This is a genomic window from Acetobacter orleanensis (assembly GCF_001581005.1).
Lineage (GTDB): Bacteria > Pseudomonadota > Alphaproteobacteria > Acetobacterales > Acetobacteraceae > Acetobacter > Acetobacter orleanensis.
Genome location: NZ_LHZV01000028.1, coordinates 1 through 10,575, shown reverse-complemented (window position 1 = coordinate 10,575; position 10,575 = coordinate 1). Strand labels below are relative to the sequence as shown.

General features: G+C 47.3%; 11 protein-coding genes and 1 pseudogene. 7 read left to right on the top strand and 5 right to left on the bottom strand.

Going from position 1 to position 10,575, the window contains the following annotated elements; genetic code table 11:
* The 4 genes from AD949_RS00500 to AD949_RS00485 form a co-directional block, all read left to right on the top strand.
* Positions 1-613: tyrosine-type recombinase/integrase (locus tag AD949_RS00500; protein ID WP_248845769.1), on the top strand; the 613-nt coding region annotated here is incomplete at its 5' end.
* Positions 614-934: 321 nt separating this feature from the next.
* Positions 935-1,369: a DUF2946 family protein gene (locus tag AD949_RS13540; protein ID WP_244926402.1), complete on the top strand. Its 435-nt coding sequence runs from the start codon at positions 935-937 to the stop codon at positions 1,367-1,369.
* Between the two features lie 119 nt (positions 1,370-1,488).
* Positions 1,489-3,678, top strand: a complete 2,190-nt coding sequence (locus tag AD949_RS00490) for a TonB-dependent siderophore receptor (RefSeq protein ID WP_061504595.1) — start codon at positions 1,489-1,491, stop codon at positions 3,676-3,678.
* Positions 3,678-4,604, top strand: a complete 927-nt coding sequence (locus AD949_RS00485) for a DJ-1/PfpI family protein (protein WP_096430599.1) — start codon at positions 3,678-3,680, stop codon at positions 4,602-4,604. The genes AD949_RS00490 and AD949_RS00485 overlap by 1 nt, the downstream gene beginning before the upstream one ends.
* Before the next feature lie 120 nt (positions 4,605-4,724).
* Here the strand turns inward: AD949_RS00485 and AD949_RS00480 are convergent, their stop codons facing one another.
* Complete coding sequence (locus tag AD949_RS00480) at positions 4,725-6,023, bottom strand: hypothetical protein (protein ID WP_048837011.1); 1,299 nt, start codon at positions 6,021-6,023, stop codon at positions 4,725-4,727.
* 378 nt (positions 6,024-6,401) lie between these two features.
* On the opposite strand from AD949_RS00480, the gene AD949_RS14375 reads away from it, so the two are divergent.
* Both AD949_RS14375 and AD949_RS14370 read left to right on the top strand, forming a co-directional pair.
* The gene (locus AD949_RS14375; protein ID WP_244926401.1) at positions 6,402-7,034 is read left to right on the top strand and encodes a DUF6538 domain-containing protein; all 633 of its coding nucleotides are present in this window, start codon (positions 6,402-6,404) and stop codon (positions 7,032-7,034) included.
* Between the two features lie 129 nt (positions 7,035-7,163).
* Positions 7,164-7,586 carry a site-specific integrase gene (locus tag AD949_RS14370; RefSeq protein WP_244463466.1) on the top strand — a complete coding sequence of 141 codons (423 nt, stop codon included), beginning with the start codon at positions 7,164-7,166 and terminating at the stop codon, positions 7,584-7,586.
* Positions 7,587-7,797: 211 nt separating this feature from the next.
* On the opposite strand, the gene AD949_RS14365 is transcribed toward AD949_RS14370, so the two are convergent.
* Together AD949_RS14365 and AD949_RS00470 are read right to left on the bottom strand one after the other, a co-directional pair.
* Complete coding sequence (locus AD949_RS14365; RefSeq protein WP_244926400.1) at positions 7,798-7,941, bottom strand: hypothetical protein; 144 nt, start codon at positions 7,939-7,941, stop codon at positions 7,798-7,800.
* 608 nt (positions 7,942-8,549) lie between these two features.
* Positions 8,550-8,915, bottom strand: coding sequence for a hypothetical protein (locus tag AD949_RS00470; RefSeq protein WP_048836973.1), 366 nt, complete (start codon positions 8,913-8,915; stop codon positions 8,550-8,552).
* 167 nt (positions 8,916-9,082) lie between these two features.
* Here AD949_RS00470 and AD949_RS14360 point away from each other — a divergent pair, with 167 nt between their 5' ends.
* Positions 9,083-9,454, top strand: coding sequence for a transposase (locus tag AD949_RS14360; RefSeq protein ID WP_248845768.1), 372 nt, complete (start codon positions 9,083-9,085; stop codon positions 9,452-9,454).
* A 495-nt stretch (positions 9,455-9,949) separates the two neighbouring features.
* On the opposite strand, the gene AD949_RS00460 is transcribed toward AD949_RS14360, so the two are convergent.
* Together AD949_RS00460 and AD949_RS13915 are read right to left on the bottom strand one after the other, a co-directional pair.
* A complete protein-coding gene (locus AD949_RS00460) occupies positions 9,950-10,234 on the bottom strand; it encodes an IS3 family transposase (protein WP_048837008.1) in 285 nt (94 codons plus the stop codon).
* Positions 10,235-10,326: 92 nt separating this feature from the next.
* A pseudogene (locus AD949_RS13915) lies at positions 10,327-10,449 on the bottom strand (IS630 family transposase); the annotation flags it as partial.
* Positions 10,450-10,575: the final 126 nt, after the last annotated feature.

The window sequence follows — 10,575 nt, the reverse complement described above, 5'->3', positions numbered from 1 at the left end:
AAAGGAACTGGCTTTGCTGGCCTCTGCGTCATGGCACAGCAAGTCCGTACCCGAGCAGGCCTTCCGGCTAGTCACCCTTATTGCAGCTTATAGCGGAATGCGATTAGGCGAAATCTGCACTCTGAGAAAAGAAGACCTACAGAGCGTTGATGGTATCCCCTGCTTCCTTATCCGTCCTCATGCCGAAACTGGCTGGGCACCCAAAACGGAAGCTGGCAATCGTGTGGTACCAGTCCATTCAAAACTGATTGAAGCTGGTGTGCTGGTGCTGAAAGAGACCACGAATGGCCCATACCTCATCCCCGGTCTGGAAACCTCAAAACAGGGTGTCAGGGGCGCAGCTCTTGGTAGGGCCTTTTCATTGCTTAAAACCCGGATTGGCCTACCAGCAGAAATCACATTTCACTCGTTCCGGCACACAGTCTCAACCCAACTCAGAAACGCAGATGCCAACATCAGGGAGGTATGGATAGACCGCCTGCTGGGTCATGAAGCAACCCACAAGAGCCAAGGAACCACAACCTATCTGACCAGCATTTCAACAGCCAACCTCAAGCAGACCATAGAGGCAATCAGCTGCCCAGAAACAGCCTTTGCAAACATGACGATTTAAAAGGGAGCCAGCAGTGCTCAATGGCTACCCATCGAGCATCTGGCAAGGAGGAATATCTTCCCCCGTTGACCCCCAAAAAAAGCAGTTTTCTGCCCTTATTTCTTTCCCTTGCAAAGACGGACATGGCTGACGAAAGGCTCGATTTCACCCTTCCACATTACAGGGTCATAAAGACACGACTTTACTAACAGACGTTGAACGATAAGATAAAATATCTTATCCTTGAAGGCCTCTGTTTATGCCTGCTCTTTTTACCCTTCTTGACACCGTCAACTAATAGCTCTTTATGACACCAGAAATATATTGGAGTTATCAATAGTCTTGACCACTCCCCAAACCCGACAGCAACACAAGACAACACCCTTCGCTATTTTTGTTGGGGTGCTGGTACTTATCGGGTTTGTCGGACAACTTCTCCTCCAAGGCTTTTCCCTACCAGACGAAACTCCAAGGGCGGCAATTGAACGACTAACGGGCATTGATATCAGCCCTCAGCACAACATGGACAATGATATGGTGATGATGGACATGCCCATGAGCATGTCGGGTCATCACCATGATACACATCATCACGACAAAAGCTGTCCGCTTTGCCCGTTGCTGGAACTTGTCGCTGTTATTCTGACGAACCTCCCCGCCCTGCCCGCTTATACTGTGTATCGATATCAACAGGAAATGCGGGCGCATCCTCCCAGAGCGCCACCATCTGTTCTGACAGGTCTGCCACCGTCGCGCGGTCCTCCTTTGTTTTCCTGAGCCTTTCGTCAGCTTCTGGTTTGTGTCGTCTCATCCTACACGCCGCTTTTGTGCGTGTTTGGGAGTATTTCTGCACGATCCAGTGCTGAGTCTTTCTCAGTTCAGGATTTTCTTTAACTATGTATGAAAAAACCCTTGATGCTCAAGGAGCATTAGCGTGTCGTTTTATCGCGCGCATTGTCGTGCTGTCTTACGGTTTTACCGCCACACCTTTATGGGCGCAGAGCAGCACAGACAAAACATCATTTTCCCAGACTGGAATGTTGCCTCAGAAAGAAAAAAAGACAGAGGTCGCGTCCCAGTCACAAAGCTTTGTGATCGTTAACGGAACACGGCAGCCTGCCGAAGATTATCTTGCTCAGACCAATAGTTTAGCTCTAAAAATTCCTGTTTCCATCCAGAAAACACCAGTATCGGTACAGGTCATCACTCATGCTGTCATACAGGATCGGGGCGTTCTCAGCATTAATCAGGCCGTCGAGACAGTCAGCGGTGTTGAACGTAATCTGACCTTCCCTAATTCTCTGACTTTTCGTGTGCGTGGATTTGTGGACGCTTCTACAACCTTACGAGATGGTTTTAGAGAACAGACCGGAACCCAAGATATTCAGGGCGTTGATAACATTGAAGTCCTCAAAGGTCCCGCATCGGTGTTATACGGTGGTTCAACCTCTTCTGGCGGGACCATCAACGTCACGACAAAGCGAGCCATTGCAAACCATAACTTTCTGAATGCCGGATTATCAGGTGGAAGTTTTGGATTATTCCGAGGAACCGCAGACGGTAATCGTGATCTATCAGGAGATGGAAAAATTGTAGGGCGGATCAATTTCGCCTATCAGCATGATGATACATTCCGAGACTTCGGTTACAACGAAACAACCTATGTTGCTCCCACTGTTCAGTGGACTCCCTCTCTTCATGATAAGATTGATTTCTTCGCGTCTTGGCAGCTTTCAAACTATACTTGGGGTGCATCCCAAACCCCTTTGATCCGAAAAGCTCTGGCTCTCCCCCTCTCCTATAACTTCGATAATCAGACTCTTGGAGCCTCGCATCAGAACTCCTGGCGTTTAGGATACAACTGGGTACATAAATTTTCTGATTCATTCCGATTTCGCTCAGGCTTTGCAAGCTCAATCAACAACTATGATTTCGGTACGGATCGTATGAACACCTTTGCTCTCTCAACGAACGGACGAACCCTGAGTCGAGAAGTATCCAGCGGCCCTCAGATGGGTAAAGATTTTGATCTCCAGAATGAATTTTCAGGCATTTTTCATACTGGTCCACTAAAACATGACTGGCTGGTCGGCAGCGAGCTCTATCAGACAGATTATAGTGCAAAAACCTATGCGGCCTCACTTCCTACACTTATTCTTACAGATCCCATTTATACGGGGACACCAGGACTTGCACGGTTACGCTCCAATATTTCAACACAGGCAGAAGCCGCCTCAGTGTATTTTCAGGATTACATTTCTCTTTTTGATCGCTTCTATATTCTTGGTGGGGGGCGCTATGATACCACGACAACATCTTCTCTCAATAAAATAAAAGAAATCAACACCTCTGTTTCTGCAAATAAATTTTCTCCTAGACTTGGCATTCTCTATGCCGCAAGTAAAAAAACGTCTTTTTATTTTAACTGGTCAACAAGTTTTATTCCTACATCAACTTCTTCCTTCACTGGAACTCCCCTTTCACCAGGAAGGTCTCGCCAGATTGAAGCAGGCGTCAAACAACAACTGTTTCATGAGCACCTGCAAGCGACTGTCGCGGTATATGATATTCGTCGCTCAAATGTTGCTACGACAGACCCGGCTCATCCGCTTTATTCTATTGCCGTTGGCCAGCAACGTAGTCGAGGCATAGAGGCTGATGTGGCAGGTGAGATTTTGCCGGGCTGGAAAGCCGTTCTCAGTTACGCTTACACTTTTGCCAATGTAACCCGTGACAACAAATATCCTGTCAACAGTGTTCTTGCTGGCGTTGCCAAACATACCGGCAACGTCTGGACAACATACGAATTTGTATACGGAACCATTCTTCATGGTCTAGGCTTGGGACTGGGTATTAGAGCCGCCACCCGACGGGAGGCAACACTTCCCAATTCGTTCTACCTTCCTGGCTATTTCCGGCTTGATTCTGCCTTATGGTATAAATTTTCCTTACACGGACGACCAGCCAGGGCTCAGCTCAATATGACAAACCTGACCAATGCCCGCATTTATGACACGAATGGCACATTCTCCATGCGTGCGGAAACTCCCCGTTCGGCTTTTGGTTCACTTCAGGTGGCATTCTGATGACGAAACCCAACAGCTCTCTTGAGAACGGCTTGTACGCCGTTTTTGCTCAGATCAAACCCTCTTGCAAAGAAACAATCATGCCAAATTTACTGCCATATTCTTCTTTACCCGGTCTTAAACGACGCGCCCTTGCCACTCTTATCATGGCCTCCATAGTCTCAGAAAGTGCCAAAGCAGCAACAGGCGGTTCTGAAAAAGAGCATCTGGAGCATATGCAAGGTATGAAATTCTCTGGTCCTCCGATCAAAATTGCTATGCTTGTTTACCCGAACATGGTTCTTCAGGACCTTGTTGGTCCACAGACTATTTTTAAAATTCTAGGTGCTGAAATTTATTTGGTTGGCATGACTATGGCACCAGTCTCAACCGATGTGGGTATTCCTGTCCCTCCAACAGACACACCAGCGACGTGCCCACAGGAACTCGATGTATTGTTTGTACCGGGTGGACTAATGGGCACAATTGCCTGCATGAACAATCCCGGCGTCCTTGCTTTTTTGACAAGTCGTGCACCACACTCTCACTTTATTACAAGCGTTTGCACAGGTAGCCTTATTCTTGCCGCAGCAGGATTATTGGAGGGTTACAAAGCCACATCCCATTGGGGTGTTGTTAATCTGCTGCCGTTAATGGGGGCCATTGAAAGCCACGAACGCGTTGTGCAGGATCGCAATAGGATTACAGGAGGCGGTGTGACTGCTGGCCTTGATTTTGGGCTTACTCTCGCTGCACAATTACGTGGGCGGGCCGCAGCAGAACATATTCAACTCATTATTCAATACGCGCCTCAGCCCCCGTTTCATCATGGCGACCCATCGGAAATTCCGGAAGCCCAGATGACACTTGAGCGCAGTCATAGAACATGGATGGACGGGAAAGCATTGCAAGCAGCACAAATAGCCTCAAAACGATTAAAGCTATAATAAGAGGAGGTTCACGGGGGAGAGCATTGCTCTCCCCCTGACCAGTTTGCAAACCCACCGGAACACAACGTGTCCGCTGGTTTACACGTCTGGCCGCCTTGCTGCCTTAGCTTGGTATCTTTAAACTCTTAGGCAAAGAGTTATAAACTCTGAAAGAGTATTCCAAAGCATTCGAAGATGCTCTGGTGAAACATTGAAGTTTGGTGAATGAACATAGCGATTAAGAGTATCTATGGACAAAAGCCCATCCCCCTGCTGAAGCTTTCTAATAGCGCCTTGATATTTTTTATTAATACTGCCTTCTGCAAACAACTGATCTGCGACCTTACCTGCTTTCGTCGCAAGTTTATCATTTTCATGCACAGTTGTGCATGGTGCTCTCTCTACAAAATTATCAATTGATAACTCGAGCAAAACACGTAACAAAACTGATATAGCATTTAAATGCACATCTATATTCAGGCGAAACTGTAGCTCTTCCCATATCTCACGATGACGTTGAAGATGCGCTCCCCATACTACATCGTGCTTAACATTAGGAATTAAATGTGGCCATCTTACTTGCTTCGTTGCACGAGCTGACTTTGCCTTAGCCGAAATATCGGGGGTTTTACTCTTTTTCTCTGACTTAGTTGTGGCTTGCTCTGCTGGAAGCAAACCTTCACGGTTTAGAGAGTCGATATATCTACTTTTTGAATCTGTATCCCAGATATCACCTAAAACCACTCTCTTAAACGCCAAATCATCAGCAATACGCCGTAAAACTGATAAAGTTTGCTCTTCATTCCGAATAATCTCAAATTGCCCTTTTTTAATTGATATACCTACACGATTTCGTAAAGGCTCTGAAGACAAAAGACGACTCAAATTTGCACGTGGGATTTTCTTACTAGGAAGAAGTCCCGCTGCTTGGAGTCTTTTTTCAATTTCATCGGCAATATGAACGCCGTTCCCTTTACCGGTACGTGTTACGAAATTATTTTGCATTCGGTCAGTCCAATTACTCTGACCAATACCCTTTTGCACACCAGTATGACGACGGAATAAAATCTCATCAACACGATCAAGATCATGCTCAACTCTACACTCTATATATTCAAGAGCAGACCACTTGGACTTTAATTCAGCAAAGAATTCTTGCAGTTCGACCGTTGGTGCTTGTCTAGGATTCGTAAGAAGCTTGAGACAAGTTGTTCTCCGGTTACCATCAGCAACAACATATTTATCACCTTCAGGATAAACTAGCGGCGGTTCAAAAACTTCGTTTTGTAAAACTATATCCTTAGCAAGGTTACGCATATGACCTTCTTGCGTAGCAAATAAATGCGCTATGGCCGCAGCCTCGCTATCTAATTCTCCGTGTCTATCATTTGCCGGGTTTACTATTAGTGATGATAAAGCCAACTTATGATAAGCCATAGTTTCTCCAATAAAACGCTTACTAAGATACTACCTAATTTTGCAGCTATTTTCCCGCACCGCAATAGTTGTATTAAGTATTATCAAATGTCGTAAATTCAGAATTTTGATTGCATCTTGACTGCCCCACGGGTTTGCCCGCACAGTGAACCCGCAGTCACCATGTGAAGGATGATTTCTCCTGAAATTATCGTTCTGTTTCAATGGGTTGTCCAGTTGGTTGCGCCCAAGGAGAGCGGGTTCGAGTCCCGCAGTTCGCACCATCATAGCTCATTGTTTTTGTTCATTATTCTTGATTTCCAGAAACTATAGATCCCGCAAACTCTTACACAAGGTCTTACACAGGCTTTAGCGGGCGACGATGAACAAGGCAGGAACATGCTCCAGCGCCGGGCAGCAAGTTTCTATTTCAGAGCGCGGGTTCAATCACATTTACGTGATACCCTTAAAAAGAATGAAATCTGCTTTTCGCTGTTCACCAGATCAAGGAAAATCGTACTGATCCGTGCCGGAACAGCATACGAACGGACACAGGCACTTTTTGCAAAGATCGAACACGCGATGACTCATGAACCGTGGATTATGTCGGATGAGGAAAAACAGGACTATGCTGACCTCCTCAGACGCTCCACCCTTTCCCCGGAAACCAGCGGAGCTCAGGAAACAAGAGACAGCCTGACAGAGTGCGTACGGTCATATGAGCTCGAAATTGAGTCGCTGATTTCTCAATACAAAACCATCAACGCTGAACATCTCCTGTCACATGTCAGAGAGACAGACCGCATGACCGCGCTCACCGGATATCTCAAGGATACAGCGGGACCCGCAATGGAAAAACTGATCCGTTCAGGTGAAATCCCTGCGTCCAGAGTTCAGTGCCATCAGGAAACCATCAAGGTCTTCGAAAATCAGTCTGCACTGTTACGGGAAACCTTGTCTCCTGTCTTCCGACAACTAGAAGTGAAACCCTCTCCCCCGTTCTCGCAGACCGTCTCTGCCTTCATGGCGTAAAAAGACATCAAAACCAAGCCAAACAGCGAACTGGTCATGATGGCCAACGTCTATCGCAGATGAATCGAAATCAATGGTGACGAACTCATTCGCACCTATTCCAGTAAGCACGCCGATAAATACATCGAAATGATGACCCATGTTCTCGGCACCTATGGAAAGGGTAAAACCAAGGAACTCATGGTTGAAGAATTTATTAAATATGCGAAGCAGAACCGCATAAAAGCCCTTCTAAAAACAAAGACCATCAAGAACCATTTCTCCAAGATGTCGATCCTATGGGCCTTCTATGAGAAGAAGAAACTGATCGACCGAGGTTCCAATGTCTTCAAAGATTGGTCTTTTGGCCGAAAACTGAAGGGAGATGGCTATAAAGCATGGTCTGAGGACGACCTGCAAAAACTTATCGACAATCCATGGCCTCCCGGCCAAATTTCCGACAGAACATTTGGCATGATTGTCGGAATTGGATCGTATACCGGGATGAGGCTGGTAGAAATATGCCGGTTGCGGAAGTTGGATATCATCAACACCAAAGGCGTCTGGTGTTGATGATATCTGTGAGCATCTGCCACGACGTAACAGACCAGCGGAGGCGTGAAACCCCAAGACTGAGGCCGGTGAAAGGGTTGTTCCTATCCACCGCAAACTGATTGAAGCTGGGATTCTGGAATGGGCCAAGAGTGCCAATTATTATCTATTTAACGAACTGACATTCAGCGGAAGGGATAAAAAACGAAGCGTGGACTTTGGAGGTAAATTCTCAATCTTCAAGAATAGGCTTGGCATTAAGTCCTCTACTATTGTTTTTCACAGCATTCGTCATAATGTCTCCACCAAGCTCAGAAATATGCCCGGAGGCGACACCGGCATCAGAGAACTCTGGATTGATGACTTTCTCGGCCATGAATACGGACATTACTCAGAAGGCGTAAAGCGATATCTTGATGGTATCGTTCAGGTGTCTGAGTCCATGCAGTATCTGGATTTCTGGGGTATCCGGATACTTATGGGAAAGGCATAAAATTCATTTCCATAGGGTTTTAAGTGCCATCTCACCCACAACAATCATAATACCAATAATCCATAAGATTTGAGCTGTAAGATGACTATAAGCTTTAAGAGCAAAATTTTTAATTTTTAATAATTTTCTCTCATGTAAGTTGCCGACATTTTATCCATGGGAGAAGCAGGACGGGGCATCATGGACCTACCTCCTCCCTTTCTCTTCTCCCTTAATTTCTGAATTCCTAATATCAATAAATTGAAAACATTTATAGTAAATATTAGGTCTATGAAAACTTATACCCCTACACCCCAACCTACGAACCTATATATTATTTGCGATGGACTTGCGGCACATGAAAACAGAATAAGAACCTGTAGCAAATCATGGTGGAAAAATTTCAGTCACCCAACATTTGCCAGAAGGTTTGATTTAGAGCTTTTAACGTCAACATTAACAGAAGCTCTCTGGAATTTCTTTTGTCGTCTTTCCCATGTCCTGCGACATATTCAAAGTTTTTCCCATGGTTTGGTTGTTGACAGTGCCTCCCCTTCATAGTGTTCTCTTCTGAGAGACCCTGCATTCCTGCGCTTTTTGGCTTGATAAACCCTGTCAGACTGTTTCCGCCTTTCTTTCTTGATGCTCTTGGAAACTAGACAATCCAGATGCTTCATTTCATATTCAGTGATCGCAAGTTTTTCAATAATTCGATCAATGCTGTAGGCATAACGCCATGAGCAAGAGCCGGATTTGACCATAGGAGCCTCACTGGCCGTCATTAGTTTATTCAGGCTCGTGATATTATCGCTTGCAAAATGCTGAGCCAGATAATCAGAGGGAATAATATCTTGTATCTGGGCTTTCACATAGGGCAACAGCTGGAGACCCGCAAAAACCGGTAGCGTTTGTACGGCTATGGCGATTCATTTAAGTTACGCGATCACGGAGGCCTGCTATGGATCCCAAGTCCCTGTTCAGTTTGAGCGATCACCTTGATGCATTGAGCAAAGAGTGCGATCCGCTCGAGGTTTTGCACTAGACGGTGGATTTCGAGTATTTCCGGGCGTGGCTGGTCGAAGGGCTTGGTTATGGCGATGGTAGCAAAGACGGCCGCCCGCCATTCGATCCGGTGATGATGTTCAAGGCCCTGATCCTGCAGGCGCAGCACAATCTGTCAGACGCCCGGATGGAGTTCATGATCCGCGATCGGCTGAGTTGGCTGCGCTTTCTGGGGCTGTCGCTTGGGGATCGAACGCCGGACGAGAACACGATCCGGCATTTTCGCAATTGCCTGACCAAGACGGGAACGCTCAAGCGGGTGATGAAGGCCTTTGACTGGCAACTCCAGAAGAAGGGCTACATTCCAATGTCCGGGCAGATCGTGGACGCCTCGCTGGTGCCTGCGCCAAGATAGCGGAACACCGAGGGCGAACACGAAGCGATCAAGTCGGGGAAGAGCGCCAGAGACATTTGGCCGGACGAGCCGAACAAGGCAGCACAGAAGGATACCGACGCGCGCTGGACACTCAAGGTCGGCGGAAAAGTCCGGTATCGGGCAGATGGGACGCAGCTCCCTATGATCGCCCTGCCGGTCTTCGGCTACAAATCCCACATCAGCATCGACCGACGCTTCGGCTTCATCCGAGGCATGGCTGTGACTTCGGCGTCAGCGGCGGACGGGCGCCTTCTCCGGCAGGTTGTCAGCATGAACAATACCAGAGGCGTCCGTAGCTTCGCCGACTCTAAGCGTGAATGGCACGGATATGGATCATCAGACTATCATCCTGTCTTTTGCGGGCACAGACCGGGCGTCGTCGCCAGGCCCTGAAACCCCGGTCGCTGACGCCAAAAAGGCGGCAGACCCGTTCGCGTGAAAGTGGCCCATGATAGCGAGCGATAAAGGTAAACCTCACAACCTTTGGCTCGCGAAGAACTGTGTCGCCTTTTTTAACAGCTCCCTCTCCTCCCGCAGCAGAAGGTTCTCACGGCGTAATCTCTCATTCTCACGCAATAGCGCCGTATGATCTGTTGTGTCAGCGACTACAGTATCAAGCTTTTGCGCATCGCGGATCCATTTCTTCAACGTCGAGGAGCCCATACCCAGATCCTGGGCAATACGCTCAGGCGACAGACCGCTGCTCAGAGCTAAACGCACCGCCTCGTGCCTGAACTCAACTTTATAAACTCGTCCCATTCCACGTTTCCTTCATGACCATCTTCGGTCTTAAAGGTCCAGAACTAAACCGTGACACGTCCAGAATTGCCGGTCGCGGCCGCAAGAGCGCACCAGCGAACCGCACTCGCAGGACTGACGCCAAACCGTTCAGCCGCCTGACGACGCGACAGACCATTCAATACAACAGCGACAACACGTTCGCGAAGATCCAGAGACAATGTGCGTGATGACATCCACAACCGGCCTCCATTCCGGCTCTCATCTTGAATCAGATCACAACCACTTTGGGAATCCTTGATGATTCATTCAGCGTAGAAAACACTCTAGGGCCTGTTAGATCTTGAAATTCTTCCCATATT